Origin of the sequence: Flavitalea plasmicola (assembly GCF_030546645.1) — a bacterium.
GTDB lineage: Bacteria > Bacteroidota > Bacteroidia > Chitinophagales > Chitinophagaceae > Puia.
Window position 1 is genome coordinate 162,335 of the sequence record NZ_JAUOTO010000012.1, and the last position, 20,821, is coordinate 183,155.

Sequence of the window (20,821 nt, forward strand, 5' to 3'; positions counted from 1 at the left end):
CGGATTAGCCTCGGGAATTAGTGCTTTTTTCTAGCGGGTCACCTACTGCTGAATGAAGGTTCATTAGAGCAACACTATACCCCCGCAATTCTTTACCGGTAACCACTCCTCAACATTCCAACTATACGGTAAAATCATCAATTACTAGAACCTGTAATAATCTACACCCTCGAACCATCGAATTTTCGTTTTAGCGATGATATTTTATGACTGGCAGAGTGATCCTTGCATTTCTCGCCGCGTGATTCCGATGGAAAAAGGATTTGAACATGCTTAACGTATTGTTCCAGCATTTTTCTTTTATATACCAAAATATAGGAGGGATGATGAACAGGGATAAAGCTGATATTGTTGATTCTTACGGATGTATATGTAAAATCTTCGGGAAGTATTGGTTTGTCACCTGAAAGCTTTTTTAGTATAAATGTAGCTACTTGCTTCCCCAATAAATACACAGTGGCCGGCCTTAGGTTCTCCAACTCCCATTCGAAATTAGAAAAGCATTTTTCCATTTCTCGTTCCATCGGATAACGTATTCGATCATCTTTTAGTGGCAAGCACTTTACCAAATTGGTCTTATAAAACCTCAACTTGGAAGTATAGGGTTGTTCGATCTGGCTGATCAACGCACCGGAGGCAGTTAGTGGAGAAAGAGGCAGTCTCTCCTGGCCATCTTCGAATCGCACAGCGGACAAGCCGACCCAAAAGACATCCGCCATTCGCCTTTCGTCGAAGATCGGTGCTTGGTTGAGATAAAGTCCGCAGGATTTACAGATTTTCCCGTTGCAGGGGGCCACCGTCGGGTGAGAAATCGGAGAAGATGTTACCGCCATTGAGGTTAATTGTGCGGTAAATATAATCTTGAACTACCTGATTACCAACTTCTGAGTAATTGCCACTATGAAAATTGAACTGCAAACGGCCGACTAGGCTGGATAAGGCCTCATTAGGTTCTACCTGCGATACCTGTAGACTCTTACCCTGGGCCTCCAGATCATGATAAATTTGGCTGCTATGATACGGCCGGTATTGGAACACACTAGTTCTGAAATTCACACCATATCGGCGAGAGATATCCTTAAGCTGGACAGCTAATTCGTAGGTCATTTGCATGTCCTTCTCGGTCTCCCCAGGAAAACCGTAGATAAAATACCCTTTAATTGGTATACCGGCTTTGAATGACTTGGTTAGATTTTCAACGATGACAGCCACATCCTTCGTTTTGTTGATGTTTTCCAGTATCCTTGGCGACCCGGATTCTATTCCTATAAAGAGCTCATGACAACCGCTGTCACGGAGGCCGTCCATCAGGTCATCCTCCACATTGCGGAAAGTCTGCACATGCGCCATGGATCGCCATTGAAAAGTAAAGGGGCTAAAGATTTCAATAGCCTTCTGAATAGAGGCTTTTGACTTAAGGAAAAGGTCGTCAAGCACCCGTATGGAACTCACAGTCGGAAGTTGCGTAGCGATTTCATGAAGTTCGGCCTTGATCGACGACACCGACCTTTCCCGGACTGGGTAGTCCCGATTCAATGATCGAGCTGCAGCGCAGAACGTACAGTTATAGACACATCCTCTACTCGTCACGATGTTCGCCTCTATGAAGCCAAGCGGATGTAGGACAGGCTCATTCATGAAAAAGGTCCTATCCAAGGCGACATCCGAAATATCATCAACGAGATAGCTGGAGTGGTTGTCGACCTTAAATACTCTTCGATTTCCTTCGTTAAGAAAGGCGGTGTCAGATACAGATCCTCGGACAATGTCCAGCATGATCCGTTCCCCGTCACCCGTTATCACGTCAATCGGATTGTCCGTTTTCCAGGTGAGGATATTCTTGTATAATTCTCTCGTGGATAGGCCTCCCACAACAATGCGGGTGGGGAAATCAAGTCCTTCGCAGATATCCTTGACCAGCTCGTAGTTCGTAGTGAAGATGTTTATACCGATTACATCGGGCCGTTTTGCTGAGAGCATCGCAATAAGGTCCACCAACGGAATACGCTGATAGACAGCGTCAATCAGTTCCACTGCTATTCCGCTATTTTTGAGCTGGGTAGCGATGTACCCCAGCCCGATAGGCGGCAGCGAATCTTCATCGTACCGGTCGTTCCTATTTCGGAATAAGGGTGAATTGATGAGAATGACTTTCATATTCGCAATCTTAAAGGTGCTGCTTTGCAAGTAGATCAGTTGGTCACATATTTCTTAATTAGGGCCTCAATATGGGACCGTGGCGCCCACTTGTTCAGCTCTTGATACAGTTTCAATTTCTCCAGCATGACCTCTATGGCCAGGATCTGCTCCAGGTGCAATTGTTCTATTATCCACAACAATCCTCGCACTGTCAATCCCCTTTTCTGCGACTCTTTCCTAAGACTTTGATCCGAGCTCAGAACGGTTGCCTTGTGACGGGTAGCCAGATCTAAAACAGATGCGTCTGTGAAGCTAAGGCCTGGATTCGCTTCTACAATTTGATCAAGGTCTTCGAGCATACCTGATGTATCAATTTGGAGCCGTCCGTTGTCGATATACACCTGGATCTGCTTCAGTTGGGTTTCGTCAAGAATCTCGGCGATCACTCCGGGCGTGGTCATTACGATTAGCTCTAGCTGATAAAAGCCGTCCAACAATCCCAGATCAATGAGATCGAACATAATACAGGCGTCCTTAATAACCACTTCCACTTTAGCTGATACTGCCATATTGCCTTCTTAGGTGATTAATGTCAGTATTGCTTAAAGATGCAGCCTTGCTCAAACTAATAATGCCTTCGGAAAGACCTCGGGCGATCAGCAGGTCAAACCCTTTGGCCTCTTCCCGCCCCTTGTATTGGCCTGGTTCACTTTTTGAGCCATAAGTTTTGCTCATATACACAATCCACCGATTGTAATAGGTATCGGTTATCACTTCTAAAGCCCGAAGCCGATGAACGATTGCCCGAATGGATATTCCGAAATATTCCTTGATGCTGATTAGTTCATTGATATAGATATAGGAGCGCTTTCCTCCGCCGATCATTCGCCGCAACATGTGGCTAGGAAGCAGAAAACAAGACGAAAAGAAGTGGCACCATTCTTCCTCCTGGCGATGATCGTCCCCCAGAACTGAAAGGTTTAGCAATAAATGAGCAAGTTCATGGATTATGGTAAACCGAATCCGCTCTATCGACTTATCCAACTTATTCACTACAATTATCGGAATACCAGTGGACGTAAAAACGGCAAGACCATCTAGCCCATCAGCATCGTCGATTAGCACCACTTTAATCCCCTTTAGCTCCAGCATCTCGACAATGTTAGCAATCGGTTTATCGCCCAGGTCCCAATCCTTCCGCAACTTCATCGCCGCCAATTCCACATCCGCCTTGACCGAAATCTTGAATCCCCCCAAGGGGTTTTCGAAGCTCATCTGCACATTCAATATTTCTTCTAACTCCATGTACCTTTCTACGTAATCGCGCACTTTTTCAACAATGGCTTCTTCTTCTTTCTTTGACAGGGCTGCACGCTTTCGAAACTGAATGTCACCGAATTCCAGGCTTTTTTTCCGTAAAAAATAGTCCGGCTTAAGTTTTAAAGCCTGCGAAATGGCCAATAATACTGCGCTGGTCGGGTTCATTTCACCCTGCTCGTACTTGCTTAATGCCTGTTTAGTCACCTTATTTGCCAGTGCATCGGACAAGTCCTGCAGGGACATTCCCGCCATTTTTCGAGCCAGCTTTAGTCTTGCTCCAAAAGTATTTTCCCTTGATTCTGCCATATCAATTTTTCGCTTGTTGACAAAATTAAATAAAAATATGAATTTGTCAACCAAAAAAATGCCAATTTATTTAGCTTTTTCTATGTCATTGATTTTAATACCCTTATGAGCAAGGACTGGAAGTTGACTGATTCGAACCAGATAAATCCGGCCGGCCCGCATTTTCAAACCGAGTTAATTGAATGGCCATTTGTCGTTTTTGCAATTCAGCAGCGGTATCAGTGTAATGGTTTTGGGTATTGAGGTTCTCATGACCCAAAAATTCTTTAATAAAGTGGGGTGTAGCCCCGCCCGCTAAAACCTGGTTGACGGCTGCCTTTCTGGCAAGACCTGTCGTGGCAATCGGTGGTATTCCGAGGTCTTTGCATACACACTTCATTCGGGCATTAATTCGCTTTATCACCCGTTTTATAGTATGATGAATTTCGACGGCATTCATTTCCTTGTTGAGTATTGGGAAGATATAATTATCGGGAGATTTGTCTTTAGTTCCCAGATAATTAAGGATTTCACGCAGATCATCCGAGATAAATACATCAATAGAGTCTTGCTCCCCTTTTGCCGTCAGTTCCGTTTTTGCACGTTCAAAAACAATATAGTTTCCCTGAAAGCAATCCCATGTCAGAAGCAATGCGTCTTTCATGTTCATGCCATTCCCGAGATAAAGAAATTTCCAGTACGCAACTGCTTCCATTAAATCACAATCGTCTGACTGATAGAAATAGACTGAAGCCAATTGCTGCGGTGTTAAAAACTTTTTTCTTTTGGCAGGCTTAGCAATGACATATTTATATCTACCGAACGGATAATACTTTTTCTTGTCGATTATTCCTTTAGCATCCGCATAGTTGAACATTGCCCTTAAAGTCCGGAGATTTATCCCTACATACGATCGGGAATTGCCCTTTTCTTTCTGCGATCGCTCATACTGTTTTATAACAGACACACTGATCTCGCCAAATCGCTTCAACCCCCAATAGGATTTTAACGAATAGTACGCCGCCTGGTATACCTGGGCGGTCCCGACGCTGCCTTCCTGGAGCAGGTCTTTAATTTTCATTACAAATACATCCAGGATGGAGCCTTTTCCGAGATCTTCGTCCTTTAGTATGTATACTTTTTCCAAAAAGGGGGTGAAATCGAAGTTATCCGCGGGAGCCGATCCTCCTTTATTTGTTCGCTTGCGAGCCTTTATTAATGGGTTGCCCTCTATAAACAGCTGTTCAAACCGATTGAACGAGAATATCTCCAGGCTTCGTGCGAACTCACGGGCTTTATCCTCCAGCTCTTGGAGCTTATCTCTCTTCTCCCGGAGACTGGCGCTAATGTGCGGCTGTTTCAACTTTTGCCACTCCTCCAATGTCATGTCATAAATGGTACCGTAGGTGTTTGGAACGTCATTGTAGTCAACATACAATTTGACTGGGTAGGTTCCATTCTTGATTTTGAGTCTCCGGGTGTCGAGGTCCACGGCGAATGTTGGTATTGTCATATTTGAACGTTTTGTGATATTTACGAAATCACTCCCACAAGAATTTGCTGGAAATTTGCTGGCAACCAGCAGTTAATTGAGGTTTCTCAACGTCCAAATAAAGATACCGAACAACGCTTTAACTATTTGAAATCAAGTAGTTAAGTAAAATAAGGTTAAATAAGATTCAACTAGATTAAGCTGAAGCAAAAACTTAGGATCTAGCGGAGCAATCCATGTAGGTTCGACCCCTATCGCCCGCACTTCATTCAAACGGCTATTCCTCTAACGACGGGTAGCCGTTCTTGTTTTGCGGAAATAAAACTATATGCAATTGTAAGTTGTCACAACGGTATCCTGCTCTCCCGCTTCAACGTATCCAGCACGATCACGCTCTGCAGCCTTGCCACATTCGGCACCTCCCCGAGCTTCTCCACGAAGAACCTCCGGTAAGACACCATATCCGGCACGATCACCTTGATCATCATGTCATGCTCCCCTCCGATGACATGGAACTCCACCACCTCCGGAAAAGACCTGATGCGCTCTATGAACAATCCGCCCTGCCTCGTCCCATGCTCCTTCAGCGTGATATACACGAAGAAGATGATGAACTGTCCCAGGTGATTCGTGTTCAGCACCGCCGCATAATGATCGATGATCCCCGATGACTCCAGCCGCCGCAGCCGCTCGTGAATAGGCGTCGTCGACAGTCCGATCTTTCGCGCCAGCTCACGGACCGATAATTTACCGTCCACCTGCAGCAGGTTGAGGATCTGGATATCCACCGTATCCAGCTCCAGTCCGCCGGAGATGCTTCGTTCTGTTTTCATGATAAAAATCGATTAAAAATAACAAATGTCATTTCAGAATGCCCGACAAATAGCAATTGTAACAAATTTACGATCGGGAAAATACATTTGCGACTTCTCTTTATTTTTATATGGCTATTTTTTTTACACCTGCAGCACGTATTCATGTCTTCCATATGCGATCGCCATCCAACCATAACACGCATCAGCTAACCTCCTCCGGATTCGCCACGCGCCAGCGCACCATCCTCTGGCTCGCCTGCTCCGCCATCTTCTTCGAAGCCCTGGACGTCTCCGTCGTCAACCTCGCCCTGCCCGTGATCGCCGGCGACCTGCACGTCTCCATCGCCGCGGCCCAATGGGTACAGACCGGCTACCTGCTGACTTTCGGCGGCTTCCTGCTATTGGGCGGCCGCCTGTCCGACTATGCCGGCAGCAAACGCATCTTTCTCCTGGGCATGCTGCTGTTCGCCGGCGCTTCCGCCCTGGCCCTTCTTAGTCACCACATCATTCCGCTGCTGACAGCCCGTGCAGCACAGGGGATGGGTGCCGCACTGGCGATCCCGGGTGCCATCTCGCTCATAAGCCGCCATTTCGAAGAAGGACGGCCCCGTCAGACGGCCATGGGTATCTTCGGCGCCTTTGCCGCCATAGGCTTTGCCGGTGGACTGGCGCTGGGAGGCATCATCACCTCCTTCTATGACTGGCATTGGATATTTGGTATCAATGTCCCGGTGATCCTCCCCGTTCTGGCAGCAGGTTGCTACCTGATCCCGGGTGAGAAGATGAACAATGCCGCCCCCCTCAGCCCGCTGACGGCTTGCTGGCTGACAGCCACGCTGCTGCTTTTCTGCTATTGCATACACGAATGGAATACCCTGGGATGGAGTGTCCTTCCCCTCCTGGCAGCGGCCGGTATTTCCGGCTTCACCCTGCTACGATATGACCGCCATCACCCGCAGCCATTTTTTGCGAAAGATATCTTTGCCGGCAGCGCCGGCCTGCGGGCCCTGGGCGCCTCCCTGATCCTGGGGATCAGCTTTCTCAGCTTTATATTCCTTTGTACGCTCAGCCTGTTTGAAGTGATGCATTGGAGCGTGCAGGCCATCGGGCTCCTCATGTTCCCCTACAGCATCGGGTCTGCATTGGTAGCGAAATTTTTCCTGCCCTGGCTCTACACCCGGATGAAGGTGTCGCAAGTGGCCCTCCTGGCCATGATCTGCCTGGCGGCAGGGCTGCTGCTCCTGCTGACCGGTGTCGAAGCCCGCCAGCTGTCCTGGTACCTGGCGGCGCTGTTCCTCGTCAACAGCGTCTGTATCTCCATCGCTTATCCTTCCCTTACGATCCTTTCGCTGTCGAACGTTCCTTCCGCCCGGCAGGGGATCGCGGCCGGCCTCCAATCCGCCACCTACTCCATGGGCTCCAGCATCGGACTCTCGCTGGTGGGATGCTGTCTCCAGGCGGCCGCGGCAGATAGCAGCAGCACACAGATCAGTCTCACCTGCCTGGTGATCATGACCATCTGCTCCATAGCCCCGATGCTGCTGGTGAAGCGACAACTATGAAGCCTGATGCCCTGCCCTGAGCAGCTTGTTCCTCCCCGCGTCGATGACCCGATGCAGATCATAACTCAGGGTTAGCCGGAAATTGCGGCTCTGGGTGGAACCATAGCTCTCCAGGTAGAAATCCGTACCATACGTGTGGCTGAGACTGTGCTGCTGTACGAAAGGATCGGTGATATTCAGCGTCACAATAAACCTCCTGTCAAAAAATTTCCGCTGGATACCCATGTTCATGCTGACGTAGCTGGAAGAAGCCCCCTGCGGATTGGCATACCGGTTCAGCAGACAGCTGCCGGTGATATTCCACAATCGTGTAGGCGTATAGGTGAGATTGAAATTGGAATACAACGACCCGCCGTCATGATAGTTCCTGGTGACATGATCGAAATCGCTGTAAACATTGTAGTTGAAGCTGGCCCCCAGGTTTACCCGGAACTGCCGGGAAAAGGTATAGCCCGCCCAGGTGCTGGTGGAATACTCGTCCCGATGGCTGATATTCTGAAAAGTGGTCAGCGTGACACCACCCGGCAGCAGGGTTTGTATCTGGCTGAAGATATCCTGGACCTTATTAAAGCCCAGTCCGTAGTTTAGATAGAATTTGTCGCTGTTCTTCCCCAGGTAAAAGTCAAAATTATGCGCCGTGGAGGCCTGCAGGCCCGGGTTGCCGCTCCGGATATTGTAAGGATCGGAATAATCCACGCTGGGGTTGAGCTCGCCGATGCCCGGCCGGCGGATGGTCCGCCTGTACACCAGCGTGACGCTCCACTGGCTTTCCCAGGTCTTATTGAAATTCGCAAACGGCAGCCAGTTCCAGTAATGGTTAGCCGTATCCTTTTTCAGCGAATACAGGTCGAAAGCCACACCCGTTCGCTCCAGGGCCGTACCGGCCGTAAGTGAGAAGCCGCTGCCAAACACCTGCCTGAGCGATCCCTTGAAGTCCGTGATGGTTTGTGTAAACCGGAGATGGCTGCTCAGCAGATCGCTGGTGATCCAGGAACTATCCGCCTTGTTCAAGAATCTTGTCGACACATCCACCAGGTTGCCGCTGTAATTGTAAAATGAACCCAGGTACAAAAAAGTTTTCTGCCCTATCAGCGGCTTGTTGTAATCCGCCCGGATGTTGTATCCCTTTATCCAGCTGTTATTGTCCTGCGCCTGCGTAGAGTCGACCCCCGTAGGCCTATGGTCCGGGTAAAAATAAGGCTGATTGAAATCCCGGTGGATCAGGTTGGAGGAATAGTCATAAGAGGCAATGACCTGGAAGTCCTCGCCGGGCTCATTCCCCTTGTGGCGGTAAGTAAAACTCACCTTCGGATTCACATTATGCCCGGTGCTGAGCTTGTTCCGGTCGCTGATCTGGTACACATTGCCCGCCCCATTTATATTCGTGTACTCCGTGAAATTGCGGTTGCGGAAGTCATTGTTATTGATCTGCGCAACGACATTGACAAAGTCGTTCTTGTCCAGGTCGTAGTCCACGCTCAATCTGCCATTGGGGCGCGTATTCCTGTTCGTGTAGTTGCTGGTCGTGTTTAAAAAATTAGTGGAGTCAGGATAAATATTCTGTCTTTTTGACCAGCCGTCTCCGGTGAACTCATTGTATCCAAGGCCCCCGCTGAGATTCACCACCAGCCGCTTGTCGCGGTAGTTGCCGTTGAAGCCCGCTCCGGCCTCGCCCCTCGTACCGCCATACACGCTGAATCTGCCGCCGATGCCGATCTTGCCCTTCCGCGTGACGATGTTGATCACTCCTCCTTCTTCATTGGCATACTGGGGAGGCGGATTGGTCATCACTTCGATGCGTTCGATCATGTTCCCCGGCAGCGCATCCAGGAAATCCTGCAACTGGCGGGCATTGAGATTGACCGGCTTTTCATCGATGAGCACCTTGGGCTGCTTGCCCCGTACGGTGAGGTTGCCATCGGCATCCGTACTGACCAGCGGCACATTCTTCAGCAGCTCGTTGGCGCTGGAGCCCGCACTGAGCGGGGATTCCGCCGCGTTGAAAGTAATATTGCCATTCTTGCTCTGGACCAGGGGCTTTTCCGCATACACGACCGCGGCCGTCATCTCCGTGCTCCTGGCCGTTAGTCTAAGGTCGTTCAGGCTGAAATCATTCCGGTCCGGGCGCAGCCGGATGCTGTCGATGGACAGCGTATTGAATCCCACGCTGGAGATCCGCAGCTGGTAGATCCCCATATCGAGGTTGGAAAAGACAAACTCGCCATTGCCATTTGTAACCGTCGACCGGCCCTTACCGGGCTCCGCCGGACAAAGCAGCTCGATCGTCGCCGCAGCAACCGCCTTGCCGCCTGCCTCCTCCAGCACATTGCCGGTGATCACGCCCCCATTGCCGGAGGGCTTCTGTGCGGCCAGACGACCAAAGATCACTACGGTTGCGCAGGTAAGTAGCAGGGTCCTTATCACCATGCAACAAAATTACCCGCCAGAAATAATTATCAAATTAAATTGTGATTAAAGGACGCTAAATGCAAGGAAATAGGTGAATTTGTTTGAAATTTTCCCGATTGCAGCGAATATTAGCTGATTTTAGCAAATTCACCTACCCCTTTCGCATTAGAAAGCATATCGAACGGCAAGGCCAAAACGCGCCGCATTGAAGTCGGTGCCATGCGTCAGCACAAAGGCCGGGCGCCAGTCAAATGTAAAATTGATGGGAACATCCGCGATCTTATAATCAAGTCCTGCCAGCGGGCGCAGCAACACATCCGATGTACCGTTGCCGAAGGCAAAGCCCGGACCGAAACCAAGCACCCATTTCAAACCTTCTGCGTTCGCTATGTCGCCATGATACTGTAATTCCGGCTCCAGCAGTGTCACGTGATCTCCAAACAGGATCATCATCTCGCCGGCAACATTCTCATTAAAGAAATGCTTACCGGACAGACCTGCCCAGGTGCCGTACTTGCTCCCGAACTCGACGCGCATGCCGACCGCATTTTCATAAGATGAGCCTTTCTGTGCAGATGCCTGCTGAGCGAAAGCCAAAGAGAGTGCCATGTAAAAGAAAAGAGCGCAATGTTTTTTCATTTTTAGGATGTTTTTTCGTGTATATATTCCTGCAAAGAAATAAAAATTCATAGTATTCAACAATACTGCCAAACAGTGAAAATTTTCTACCTGTTTTCCGGTATTTTTTCGATTCCTGCAAAAAGCTTTCACTTTATGGAATACAGGATGCGCCGTTTGTTTTAGTTTTAGGCATGCCGTCGTTCAAACGAAATTTTTCGATCTTTATTTTTGCCGGCCTATGGCTCTCCGGTATGCCGTCCTCCGCCCAACGGCCCATCGATGCGGACCGGCAGCTGGATAGCCTGGACAATGTACTGCGTACAGGCCCTACCGATACCGCGCGGATCGACGCATTGCAGCGACTGTCCAATTACTGGCTGTATAAGGATTCCGCCAAAGCCATGACCTATGCCCGGCAGTCGGGACAAACCGCCGATAGGATAAAGGATCATTTCCGCATCGCCCTTTCCCACTTCTATATGGGGAATGTATACATGGAATACTACAACCTTTCCCAGGCCGAACAGGAACTGATGACGGCGGAACGCATCCTGCACAACGACAGCTCCCGGCGTGGCCTGAGATACCGCGCACGTATCTGGCATAATTACGGCGCCATTTGCCAAAGGAAGGATGATAGCAGGCAGTTCCTGGACATCATGCTGAACAAAACAGCCCCCTTGCTGGAAAAAGCACGCGACTCCGTCACCCTCGCCCTCACGTACAAGGACATTGGCCTCGTGCTGATGAATTACGGTCAGTATGACAAGGCGCTGGAATACTATGACAGGACGATCCGCCAGTTCAGGGATAATATAGGATATGAGGATCTGGCCGGATGCTATAGCTATGCCGCGCAAACACTGCTTTTCAAGGATAAATATGAGGCGTCGCTGCCCTATCTGGATAAAGCGCTGTCGATCCTTTCGCGTAACAAGGACAGCCGGGAATGGGTCCTTTATTATACGGTCAGGGGTATGTACTTCTATTTCACGAAAGCCACCCAAAAAGCACTGGACAGCTATGACAAAGGACTGGCCCTGGCCACCCGCTGGCAGCAGCTATACCCGTCCCTCAATCTGCTGATGGGTAAATACAAGATCTATGCGGAGAATAAGGATTATGCCAAAGCGAGAAAGACCCTGTATGAATTAAAGGATAAGACAGCGGGGTTCCCCCTCACGGCTAATAAGCTCTCGATGCTGAAGAACCTCGCCACCATGGAAGAAAAGACCGGCCATCCGCAGGCAGCCTATCGCTGGCTGTCGGAGTATAGCCAGCTGTCCGATAGTCTGAATGAGGACAGTACCAAGGTAAAGATCAGTGCGCTGGAGGCGAAATTCGCGTCGGAAAAAAAGGAAAAGGAGATCGTTACGCTGCAAAGCCAGACCCGGCAGCAGCAGCTCGGGCTGCAGCACCACAGGTTGATGAACTATCTCCTGCTCAGCGGCATCCTCATCCTTTTGTTGTTGTCGTTATCGATGTACCTGTTGTACCGTAATAAGCGAAGACTGGTACGGCAGCAGGAGGAGGAGCACCGGCGGCAGCTGAAGGAGCTTGAGCAGGAGCAGCAGCTGACCGTATTCAACGCCATCCTGAAAGGCCAGGAGCAGGAACGGAATCGCCTTGCGCGCGATCTGCACGATGGGCTGGGCGGTATGCTGGCCGGCGTAAAGATGCAGCTGTCGGCATTTGCCGAAAAAGAAGAAACAAACAAATCCGATATGGAGCTCTATAGAGTCATCTCCCAGCTGGATCAATCCGTCCACGAGCTGCGTCGCATCGCCCGGGATATGATGCCGGAAACCTTGTTACAGTTTGGTTTGGAGCCGGCGCTGAAGGAGCTGTGCGCTTCCATGAGCACTGCTTCCTTACAGGTGGAATTCCAGGGTTATGGCATCAGCAGGAACATCTCCGCCCCCGAGCAGGCAGCCATTTATCGCATCATCCAGGAGCTGCTTACCAACTCGATCCGCCATGCCGGGGCCGCGAATATCCTGGTGCAATGCAGCCAGAACGAGAACATATTCTTTATCTCCGCGGAAGACGATGGCAGGGGATTTCAGCCGGCAGCTGCTGAAGGCAACGGGATCGGCCTTTCCAATATACGCAACAGGGTGAATTTTCTGAAAGGGAAGATGGAGATCCACTCCCAGCCCGGCGAGGGAACAACCATAAACATAGAGGTCCATGTACATGAATAAAACAATATCCGTCGTCATCATCGATGACCACCCCGTGGTGCTGGAAGGCTTTACCTCCCTGCTGCGAAATATAGAGGGACTGAACATAGCAGGATGCTTTACCCATGGAGCAGAAGGGCTTGCCTTCCTGGCGCGGCATCCCGTGGATATCCTTCTGCTGGATATCAATCTGCCCGACGCCAACGGGATGGAGCTGTGCGCCGTCATTGCAAAGCGGCACCCCGCCACGAGGATCATCATCATCAGCAACCACAGCGAACGAGGCATCATTACCCGGCTTTTACAGGAGGGGGCGGCGGGCTACCTGCTGAAAAATGCTTCCGGGGCAGAGCTCGCCCAGTGCATCCGCGATGCCCTGGCGGGAAAGCTCGTCCTCAGCCAGGATGTACAGGCCATCCTGGCCCGCCTGCCGGACAGGGAGCCGGCGGCTGGCATCCCCCGCCTCACCCGCAGGGAGAAAGAGATCCTGAAAATGATAGCAGCCGGCAATACCAGCGCCGAAATAGCCGCCCAGCTGTTCCTCAGCCCTTTTACCGTGGAAACCCACCGGCGCAATCTCATGCAAAAATTAGGGGTGGGCAACGCCCCCGCCCTGATCCGGATGGCCGCCGAGTTAGGGTTGATCTGACGGAAAATCCACCAAAATGCCGTACCTTTGCCCCCCGATTTAAATTAATAATATAATATTATGGCTACAGTAACCAGGGAGAATATAGGTCTCCTGACGGATAAGATCACCGTCAACGTAGCGAAAGGCGACTACCTGCCGTCTTTCGAAAAGGCCTTGAAGAACTATGGCAAGCAGGCCAATATTCCCGGATTTCGTAAGGGAATGGTGCCTTCCGGCCTTATCAAGAAAATGTATGGCAGTTCCGTCTTTACCGACGAGGTATTGAAGACGGTGGAAAAGGAGCTGACGACCTATATGACCAATGAGAAGCTGGAGATCTTCGCTCAGCCATTGCCCCTACCGGAAAATGACGCCCGCCAGATAGACATGGCCAAGCCTGATGACTACGCTTTCGCCTTCGAAGTGGGCCTGAAGCCTGCCTTCAGCCTGGCAGACCTGGGTACGGCCAGCCTCACCCGCCATAAAGTGGAGGTCACTCCCGCTATGATCGACGAAGAAGTGGAAAGACAGCGCACCCGTAATGGCAAAATGACGGAGCCCGAAACCGTAGCTGGCGACGAGAACGCCCTCAACCTGCAATTCACCGAAACAGACGCGGATGGCCAGCCCATTGAAGGCGGCATCAGCAAGGACAATTCCTTACTGGTGAAATATTTCAACGAAGCCACCCGCCCCAAATGGATCGGGTTGAAAAAGGATGATTCCCTCGTCCTGCAGCTCTCCACCGCCCTGGACGAAAAGGAACGGGAATGGGTGCTGAACGACCTGGGCCTTCCCAAGGAAGACCCGGCTGCCGCGGAGAAATATTTCCGGGTGACGATCACCAAGGTAGGACTGGTGGAAAAGGCTGATCTCAACGAAGAATTCTTCAAGGCGGCTGCTCCCGGCAAGGATATAAAGACGGAAGAGGAATATAGGAATAGTGTCCGCGACGAGATCCAGGCCCACTGGGACAGCCAATCCTTCAACCAGCTGCAGCATACCCTCTACCATGTCCTGCTGGACAATACAAAAATTGAATTTCCGGAAGCCTTCCTCAAGCGCTGGATGCAGACAGGCGGCGAAAAGCCCAAGTCCCAGGCCGAGGTGGAAGAGGAATTTCCGTCTTTTGTCAATCAGCTGAAATGGACCCTCATCGTCGACAAAGTCGTCCGGGAGAATAACATCGAAGTGGGCCCCGACGATATCCGTGAATTTGCAAAACAACAGCTGTTTGGTTATATGGGCATGCAGGCAGGCGCCGAAGAGCAGCCCTGGATCGCCGATTATGTCAACCGTATGATGCAGGACCGGAAGTTCGTGGAAGACACGGTCCATCGTATCCAGACCGACAAGGTCTTCGGATGGGCTGCTACACAGATCCATCCGACCGAAAAGGTCATCAGCCGGGAAGAGTTCCAGCACATGCAGGAAGAGCACCAGCACCATCATCACTAGCAGACAGGACGGCAACCGTCCCAACATAAACGGCAAAACCCGGGTCAGCTGACCCGGGTTTTTGCATTAGGTCGGCAGTTACCTGCTCCCCTTAGCCGGGCCAGCACTGCCGGCCAACCCCATCTTTTTGGCCTGAACGACATTTTTTTCGACAGAATGGGCTATTTTGTGCCCCCTGATTAGGGCTCAACTGCTAGTCTGTCAGTTTTTTGGCAGTTTGAAAGTTTGGACGGAGATTTGAAAGGAACTTAAACGTCCTTACGCAAGCATTGGCATTAAATCATTGAAAAAAATAACTATGAATCCAGTAAATGAATTCGAGAAGTATGCTGTAAAACATCACGGAATTTCCAGTAATACATTGAACGACTATAACAAACACGTTGTCACCAACCTTACCCCGAACATTATTGAAGAGCGCCCGATGAACGTCGCCGTCATGGACGTATACAGCCGGTTAATGATGGACCGCATCATTTTCCTGGGATATCCCATCAACGACGAAGTGGCCAATATCGTCACTGCTCAATTGCTTTTCCTGGACAGCACGGACCGCCATCGCGATATCCAGATGTATATTAATTGCCCCGGCGGCAGCGTATACTCCGGACTGGGCGTTTATGACACCATGCAATATGTCACCCCCGACGTAGCTACCATCTGCATCGGCATGGCAGCTTCCATGGGCCAGGTACTGATGTGCGCCGGAACAAAAGGCAAACGTACAGCCCTCAAACACAGCCGTGTCATGATGCACCAGCCCAGCGGCGCCATCGGCGGACAGGCTTCGGACATCGAGATCACGGTCAACGAGATCAAGAAGCTGAGAAAGGAACTATACGAGATCACCGCCTACCACACAGGCAAGACGGCAAAACAGGTGGAAAAGGACAGCGATCGCGACTACTGGCTCACAGCCATCGAAGCCAAGGAGTATGGCCTGGTAGACGAAGTGCTCCTGCTCAACCCCCGCAAGGAAAAGAAAGACTAGACCATCCAATTATCTCAACTTTTAAATCTACATCATAATGAATTATTCACAATATCATCTGCTGAGAACGACCCGCATGGACGACGAGCCCGATGAGAAGGAGCCCAAAGAGGAAAAAGGTCCCGAGCTCGGGATGCTGGCAAAGAAAATGGAGAAATATTTCTTCGCGAACAGGACAGTGGAACTATGGGGAGCCGTGGATGACAAAAGCGCCCGGGAAGTAGTGACAAAGCTGCGCCTGCTGGATGCCGACAAGCCCGGTGAAGAGATCAAATTTTTTATCAACAGCCCCGGCGGCGTGGTCACTTCCGGAATGGTGATCTATGATACCATGAAGCTATTGAAGAGCCCCGTCAGCACGATTTGTATGGGCCTGGCCGCTTCCATGGGCTCTATCCTGCTCAGTGGCGGCGTAAAAGGCCGCAGGTTCGTCTATCCGCACTCCGAGATCATGATCCACCAGCCCAGCCTGGGGGGATACATGCAGGGCGTAAGCATCGATCTTGAGATCACGGCCAAACAAACCAAACGCGTGAAAGAGATCAGCGCCCGCATCCTGGCAGAAAATTGCGGGAAAAAGATAGAGCAGGTGCTAAAGGATTTTGACAGGGATTACTGGATGGATGCCAAAGAAGCCATCGAATATGGCATTGTAGACCAGGTTATTGATAAAATTTAGCATAAGCAACTAGTTAATAACCAGTTATTAAAAAGACCGCCCTCTCTTTAGCAGGGGCGGTCTTTTTTCCCACATGCTGGCATAATCCAATAAGTTGGGTACCTTTGTAATCAATCTGAATAAATAGAGAAATGGCAAAAAACACCTTACATTGTTCCTTTTGTGGACGCAACCGGGACGAAGTAAAGATCCTCATCGCAGGCCAGGAAGGACACATTTGTGAGAATTGTGTGGAGCATGCGCAGGAGATCATTCAACAGGAGCTGATGATCCGGGAGGATACTCCGGGAGGCGGCACCTTCAAGCTCACTGTCAAGAAGCCTATCGAGATCAAGCGCATCCTTGATGAATATGTCATCGGCCAGGACGATGCCAAAAAGGTATTGTCGGTTGCCGTATATAATCACTACAAGCGCTTACAGCAGAAAGTAGTGGAGAACGAGGTCGAGATCGAGAAAAGCAATATCATCATGGTGGGGGAGACCGGCACGGGCAAAACGCTGCTGGCCAAGACCATTGCCAAGCTGCTGAACGTGCCTTTCGCCATCGTGGATGCAACGGTATTCACCGAAGCAGGTTATGTAGGCGAAGACGTGGAAAGCATACTCACCCGGCTGCTGCAGGTGTGCAACTATGATGTAACAGCTGCCGAAAGAGGCATCGTTTACATCGACGAGATCGACAAGATCGCCCGCAAGGGAGATAACCCTTCCATCACCCGGGATGTCAGCGGAGAAGGCGTACAGCAGGGCCTGCTGAAGCTGCTGGAAGGCACCGATGTGCTCGTACCTCCCCAGGGCGGAAGAAAACACCCGGAACAGAAGCTCATCAAGATCAACACCCAGAATATCCTCTTCATCTGCGGCGGCGCCTTCGACGGCGTAGACAAGATCATCGCAAGGAGGATCAATACAAATGCCATTGGTTTCAACGTCAACAAGGAACAGCAGGAGCAGGCTAAGAAAAACCTGCTGCAGTACGTCAACGCACCCGACCTGAAATCCTTTGGCCTGATACCCGAGCTGCTGGGCCGTCTGCCCGTGGTCACTCACCTGGATCCGCTGGACAAGACCACGCTGCGCTCCATTCTCACGGAACCTAAGAACTCCCTCATCCGTCAGTACAAGAAGCTGTTTGACCTGGAAGGGATCCAGCTGTCCTTCGACCTGGACGTGCTGGACTTCATGGTGGATAAAGCCATCGAATTCAAGCTGGGGGCCAGGGGACTGCGCAGCATCTGTGAAAGCATTCTCACCGACGCCATGTTCGAGCTGCCTTCCGCCAAGGAAACCAAGTTCCATCTCGACCTGGAATACGCCCGGAAGAAGTTTGACAAGAGCAAGATGAATTTACTAAAAGTTGCCTAAAATAACCGAGGACCTGCCCGATGGCAGGTCCTCGCTTTTATATCATATGCAGGAATTGATCGACAAGATGAAAGCCATCGGGCTCACCGAAGAACAAGCTTACAAGGCTATTGAAGTGATCAAAGATTTCTCCAAGGAAAAATTTCCGATTTTCGCCGGCGCCATCGACAAGCTTTTCGATAAATACAATACGAAGCCGGAAGACGACTTCATGCCCTGAGCTACTTCAGCACTTCCCTGGCAATAACGAGCTTCTGGATCTCGGAAGTACCCTCCCCGATCGTACAAAGCTTACTGTCCCGATAGAATTTTTCCACCGGAAAGTCCTTGGTATAGCCATAGCCGCCAAAGATCTGCACTGCTTCCGTTGAAGCACGGACAGCGACTTCGCTGGCAAAATACTTCGCCATGGCAGCTTCCTTGGTCATGGGGAGATGTTTGTTCTTCCGGTAGGCAGCCTGCAGCGTCAATAGCTCGGCGGCGGCGATCTCGGTGGCCATATCGGCCAGTTTAAAGGAAATGCCCTGGAAATTAGAGATGGGCTGATCGAATTGATGTCTTTCTTTGGAGTATTGCAGTGCGGCATTCAACGCGCCTTTGGCGATGCCAAGCGACAATGCAGCGATGGAGATACGACCGCCATCCAATACTTTCAGGGCCTGCTTGAAGCCTTCGCCTACCTTCCCCAGCCTGCTGGCATCGGATACTCGGCAATTGTCGAAGATCATCTCCGCCGTCTCGCTGGCGCGCATGCCCAGCTTATTTTCTTTCTTCCCGCCGCTGAACCCCTTCGTGCTTCTTTCCAGCACAAAAGCCGTGGCGTTGTCCTTCGTCCGGGGTTCACCCGTCCGGGCCACTACTACGATCACATCACCGCTGCGCCCATGTGTAATCCAGTTCTTGGTGCCATTGATCACCCAATCATCTCCGTCTTTCACGGCTGTACAACGCATATTGCCTGCGTCACTGCCCGTATTGGCCTCCGTCAGGCCCCAGGCGCCCAGCAACTTTCCGGATGCCAGCCCCGGGAGATATTGCTGCTTCTGCTCTTCATTGGCGAATGCGAGGATATGACCGGTACAGAGAGAATTGTGCGCAGCCAGGCTCAGTCCGATGGACCCGCATACCTTCGCGATCTCCTGTATAATGGTGACATATTCTATATAGGAAAGGCCCGAGCCGCCATATGCCTCGGGCACCAATACCCCCATCATGCCCAGCTCCCCCAGCTTTGTGAAAAGCGCACGGGGAAACTCCTGGGTTTCATCCCATTCCATCATGTGTGGCTTGATATATTGTGCGGCAAAATCCCTGGCGGTATGCGCCACCTGCTGGGTGATCTCTTCGGTTGAAAATTCCATGTACGATGCTTTATTTTTCAGGGGACTGTTTCTTATTGAGCCCAATTGTCCTTTCGGAAATTTAGTCCAATTGGGCTGAATATTTAATGTCGGAGAACTTCGTCGGAACTGCGTTCCTCATTCCTCCTCGTTCGTAACCTTCGCTATGCTCGGTTACAGACGACGAACCTACGGTCCGTCCTAGAAAGAACCAGGCAACAACCGGATGGCTATTGCCTGGTAACACTTTGGCAAACAATCATTATCATTAGAACGCAATACCTCGGCAGGTATTATTGCTACCTGCAAGTTAAATAAAATAATTCATAGGTACTAACAATCGTTAGTTTTTTGCAGGCCCGCGGTCGCCAAATAGAAAAAGGCCAGCATAAATCGCTGGCCCTTAATGGCATACGGATCAACAAACCTCTGAACTAATAGTAGTAACGATAGGGCCTTGGACGGGCACGGGGTCTATAGCTCCTGCGGTACACCTGCTCAGGAAGGACTTGCCCAAGTCCTATGATCAGGCCCGCATTCAGGCTAAACTGGTAAATGCTGGAATAACCATCGATGGTGGTGCCTGCACCATAATTGCTGAAATAAAAGCCGCCGCCGGCCCCATCTACGGGAGACAGCACCTGCGCCTTCAATTGCAGCCCCACCCGGGGCGAAACATAAATATTCGTCCCCAGCTGCACACCCATGGCAAATTTCGTATCGTTGGCGTAATTGTTCTCAGGACTCGTCCCGGGCGAGAGCACCGCCGCCCCTACAAAAGCGCCGATGAAGGGCCGGACGGTCGAATTGGGAATGTTGAAAGACTGAACGCCTCCAATCATATAATAATCAAGCCGAAGATCACCGCCCGCCACCTTGTCCCCTCCATAGCCATATTCATAAAGACCCGACTGCGTGTTCATATGATTATACAGCAGCTCGATCCCGAAGCTCCGGTTCAGGTTGAATTTAAGCGAGCCCCCAAAGTTCAGCCCGCTGTTGATGCGGCCATAGGTATCGTAAAAATCAGTGCGGCTTGGAAAAGTATACCCGGCTGTGGGGATCAACTCCACCTGGGTCTGGGCAAAAGTATGCAGTGCCAGCAGTATAGCCAGCGGCAGGATCAGGAGAATCTTCCTCATGACATCAAAGTTTATGTAGACCATAGACGGCAAAACAGGTGAAAGGTTTAAACCACCCCGGTAATTCCCAGCCCCTTTGTTTGTTAATCAATTGCAAACATTCTACCCTGCCAATCCTGCGAGCCGGGTCGTAAAACCCGTCTCCCGGCCAAAATGCGACAGCGAAAACGGTTTCGGGAAAAATATTTGTCTACTAATTTGGTAGACTAATAGAACACGTGTATTTTTATGGCCTCGTATTTGTAATCTACCTAGGGTCGCGTGGCCGAGAGGCAAGGCACGGGTCTGCAAAACCTTCCACGGCGGTTCGAATCCGCCCACGACCTCAAAGACCGGCAAGACGCCGGAGGCGTCAGAGATGTTGATGAGCGGAGCCCTGAGCTTGCT

General features: G+C 50.7%; 18 protein-coding genes and 1 tRNA gene. 9 read left to right on the top strand and 10 right to left on the bottom strand.

All coding sequences use genetic code 11. The annotated features are described in order from the left end of the window. Positions 1-161 precede the first annotated feature (161 nt). The 6 genes from Q4E93_RS33550 to Q4E93_RS33575 all read right to left on the bottom strand — a co-directional run bounded on the left by Q4E93_RS33550 (position 162) and on the right by Q4E93_RS33575 (position 6,069). Positions 162-833, bottom strand: a complete 672-nt coding sequence (locus tag Q4E93_RS33550; protein WP_303592373.1) for a uracil-DNA glycosylase family protein — start codon at positions 831-833, stop codon at positions 162-164. Next, the gene (locus Q4E93_RS33555) at positions 769-2,157 is read right to left on the bottom strand and encodes a B12-binding domain-containing radical SAM protein (RefSeq protein ID WP_303592374.1); all 1,389 of its coding nucleotides are present in this window, start codon (positions 2,155-2,157) and stop codon (positions 769-771) included. Before Q4E93_RS33555 ends, Q4E93_RS33550 begins: the two co-directional genes overlap by 65 nt. Positions 2,158-2,192: 35 nt before the next feature. Next, positions 2,193-2,708: a PIN domain-containing protein gene (locus Q4E93_RS33560; protein ID WP_303592375.1), complete on the bottom strand. Its 516-nt coding sequence runs from the start codon at positions 2,706-2,708 to the stop codon at positions 2,193-2,195. Further along, the gene (locus Q4E93_RS33565; RefSeq protein ID WP_303592377.1) at positions 2,692-3,819 is read right to left on the bottom strand and encodes a helix-turn-helix domain-containing protein; all 1,128 of its coding nucleotides are present in this window, start codon (positions 3,817-3,819) and stop codon (positions 2,692-2,694) included. Before Q4E93_RS33565 ends, Q4E93_RS33560 begins: the two co-directional genes overlap by 17 nt. Before the next feature lie 49 nt (positions 3,820-3,868). Further along, a complete protein-coding gene (locus Q4E93_RS33570; protein ID WP_303592379.1) occupies positions 3,869-5,257 on the bottom strand; it encodes a tyrosine-type recombinase/integrase in 1,389 nt (462 codons plus the stop codon). Positions 5,258-5,580: 323 nt separating this feature from the next. Then, on the bottom strand, positions 5,581-6,069 hold the full coding sequence (locus Q4E93_RS33575) for an Lrp/AsnC family transcriptional regulator (protein WP_303592381.1): 489 nt from the start codon (positions 6,067-6,069) through the stop codon (positions 5,581-5,583). Positions 6,070-6,224: 155 nt separating this feature from the next. Here Q4E93_RS33575 and Q4E93_RS33580 point away from each other — a divergent pair, with 155 nt between their 5' ends. Continuing rightward, positions 6,225-7,613 carry an MFS transporter gene (locus Q4E93_RS33580; RefSeq protein ID WP_303592383.1) on the top strand — a complete coding sequence of 463 codons (1,389 nt, stop codon included), beginning with the start codon at positions 6,225-6,227 and terminating at the stop codon, positions 7,611-7,613. On the opposite strand, the gene Q4E93_RS33585 is transcribed toward Q4E93_RS33580, so the two are convergent. Together Q4E93_RS33585 and Q4E93_RS33590 are read right to left on the bottom strand one after the other, a co-directional pair. Beyond that, positions 7,608-10,040: an outer membrane beta-barrel protein gene (locus Q4E93_RS33585; RefSeq protein ID WP_303592385.1), complete on the bottom strand. Its 2,433-nt coding sequence runs from the start codon at positions 10,038-10,040 to the stop codon at positions 7,608-7,610. The genes Q4E93_RS33580 and Q4E93_RS33585 overlap by 6 nt on opposite strands. Before the next feature lie 147 nt (positions 10,041-10,187). Beyond that, on the bottom strand, positions 10,188-10,661 hold the full coding sequence (locus Q4E93_RS33590) for a hypothetical protein (RefSeq protein WP_303592387.1): 474 nt from the start codon (positions 10,659-10,661) through the stop codon (positions 10,188-10,190). A 173-nt stretch (positions 10,662-10,834) separates the two neighbouring features. Between Q4E93_RS33590 and Q4E93_RS33595 the strand changes: the two genes are divergently transcribed. From Q4E93_RS33595 to Q4E93_RS33625, 7 genes are all read left to right on the top strand, one after another. Then, complete coding sequence (locus tag Q4E93_RS33595) at positions 10,835-12,847, top strand: tetratricopeptide repeat-containing sensor histidine kinase (protein ID WP_303592390.1); 2,013 nt, start codon at positions 10,835-10,837, stop codon at positions 12,845-12,847. Next, positions 12,840-13,475, top strand: a complete 636-nt coding sequence (locus Q4E93_RS33600) for a response regulator transcription factor (protein WP_303592392.1) — start codon at positions 12,840-12,842, stop codon at positions 13,473-13,475. The genes Q4E93_RS33595 and Q4E93_RS33600 overlap by 8 nt, the downstream gene beginning before the upstream one ends. A 60-nt stretch (positions 13,476-13,535) precedes the next feature. After that, positions 13,536-14,915, top strand: a complete 1,380-nt coding sequence (gene tig, locus Q4E93_RS33605) for a trigger factor (RefSeq protein ID WP_303592394.1) — start codon at positions 13,536-13,538, stop codon at positions 14,913-14,915. Positions 14,916-15,213: 298 nt separating this feature from the next. Continuing rightward, positions 15,214-15,906 (top strand): ClpP family protease, encoded by a 693-nt coding sequence (locus Q4E93_RS33610; protein WP_303592396.1) that lies wholly within the window; start codon positions 15,214-15,216, stop codon positions 15,904-15,906. A gap of 37 nt (positions 15,907-15,943) precedes the next feature. Beyond that, a complete protein-coding gene (locus Q4E93_RS33615; RefSeq protein ID WP_303592398.1) occupies positions 15,944-16,585 on the top strand; it encodes a ClpP family protease in 642 nt (213 codons plus the stop codon). Between the two features lie 131 nt (positions 16,586-16,716). Then, entirely contained in the window at positions 16,717-17,952 is a 1,236-nt protein-coding gene (gene clpX / locus Q4E93_RS33620) for an ATP-dependent Clp protease ATP-binding subunit ClpX (RefSeq protein WP_303592400.1), read from the top strand. Next, positions 17,945-18,172, top strand: a complete 228-nt coding sequence (locus Q4E93_RS33625; protein WP_303592402.1) for a hypothetical protein — start codon at positions 17,945-17,947, stop codon at positions 18,170-18,172. The genes clpX and Q4E93_RS33625 overlap by 8 nt, the downstream gene beginning before the upstream one ends. Position 18,173: 1 nt before the next feature. On the opposite strand, the gene Q4E93_RS33630 is transcribed toward Q4E93_RS33625, so the two are convergent. Together Q4E93_RS33630 and Q4E93_RS33635 are read right to left on the bottom strand one after the other, a co-directional pair. Beyond that, the gene (locus Q4E93_RS33630; protein WP_303592404.1) at positions 18,174-19,313 is read right to left on the bottom strand and encodes an acyl-CoA dehydrogenase family protein; all 1,140 of its coding nucleotides are present in this window, start codon (positions 19,311-19,313) and stop codon (positions 18,174-18,176) included. Between the two features lie 413 nt (positions 19,314-19,726). Further along, positions 19,727-20,434, bottom strand: a complete 708-nt coding sequence (locus Q4E93_RS33635) for a hypothetical protein (RefSeq protein WP_303592406.1) — start codon at positions 20,432-20,434, stop codon at positions 19,727-19,729. Between the two features lie 255 nt (positions 20,435-20,689). On the opposite strand from Q4E93_RS33635, the gene Q4E93_RS33640 reads away from it, so the two are divergent. Then, positions 20,690-20,760, top strand: a tRNA-Cys gene (locus Q4E93_RS33640). Positions 20,761-20,821 lie beyond the last annotated feature (61 nt).

What these genes read in the sequence shown, in the direction of transcription:
- Q4E93_RS33550 (WP_303592373.1), bottom strand. Translation starts at nt 833, where the DNA reads ATGGCGGTAACATCTTCTCCGATTTCTCACCCGACGGTGGCCCCCTGC.
- Q4E93_RS33555 (WP_303592374.1), bottom strand. Translation starts at nt 2,157, where the DNA reads ATGAAAGTCATTCTCATCAATTCACCCTTATTCCGAAATAGGAACGAC.
- Q4E93_RS33560 (WP_303592375.1), bottom strand. Translation starts at nt 2,708, where the DNA reads ATGGCAGTATCAGCTAAAGTGGAAGTGGTTATTAAGGACGCCTGTATT.
- Q4E93_RS33570 (WP_303592379.1), bottom strand. Translation starts at nt 5,257, where the DNA reads ATGACAATACCAACATTCGCCGTGGACCTCGACACCCGGAGACTCAAA.
- Q4E93_RS33575 (WP_303592381.1), bottom strand. Translation starts at nt 6,069, where the DNA reads ATGAAAACAGAACGAAGCATCTCCGGCGGACTGGAGCTGGATACGGTG.
- Q4E93_RS33580 (WP_303592383.1), top strand. Translation starts at nt 6,225, where the DNA reads ATGCGATCGCCATCCAACCATAACACGCATCAGCTAACCTCCTCCGGA.
- Q4E93_RS33585 (WP_303592385.1), bottom strand. Translation starts at nt 10,040, where the DNA reads ATGGTGATAAGGACCCTGCTACTTACCTGCGCAACCGTAGTGATCTTT.
- Q4E93_RS33590 (WP_303592387.1), bottom strand. Translation starts at nt 10,661, where the DNA reads ATGAAAAAACATTGCGCTCTTTTCTTTTACATGGCACTCTCTTTGGCT.
- Q4E93_RS33595 (WP_303592390.1), top strand. Translation starts at nt 10,835, where the DNA reads ATGCCGTCGTTCAAACGAAATTTTTCGATCTTTATTTTTGCCGGCCTA.
- Q4E93_RS33600 (WP_303592392.1), top strand. Translation starts at nt 12,840, where the DNA reads ATGAATAAAACAATATCCGTCGTCATCATCGATGACCACCCCGTGGTG.
- tig (WP_303592394.1), top strand. Translation starts at nt 13,536, where the DNA reads ATGGCTACAGTAACCAGGGAGAATATAGGTCTCCTGACGGATAAGATC.
- Q4E93_RS33610 (WP_303592396.1), top strand. Translation starts at nt 15,214, where the DNA reads ATGAATCCAGTAAATGAATTCGAGAAGTATGCTGTAAAACATCACGGA.
- Q4E93_RS33615 (WP_303592398.1), top strand. Translation starts at nt 15,944, where the DNA reads ATGAATTATTCACAATATCATCTGCTGAGAACGACCCGCATGGACGAC.
- clpX (WP_303592400.1), top strand. Translation starts at nt 16,717, where the DNA reads ATGGCAAAAAACACCTTACATTGTTCCTTTTGTGGACGCAACCGGGAC.
- Q4E93_RS33630 (WP_303592404.1), bottom strand. Translation starts at nt 19,313, where the DNA reads ATGGAATTTTCAACCGAAGAGATCACCCAGCAGGTGGCGCATACCGCC.
- Q4E93_RS33635 (WP_303592406.1), bottom strand. Translation starts at nt 20,434, where the DNA reads ATGAGGAAGATTCTCCTGATCCTGCCGCTGGCTATACTGCTGGCACTG.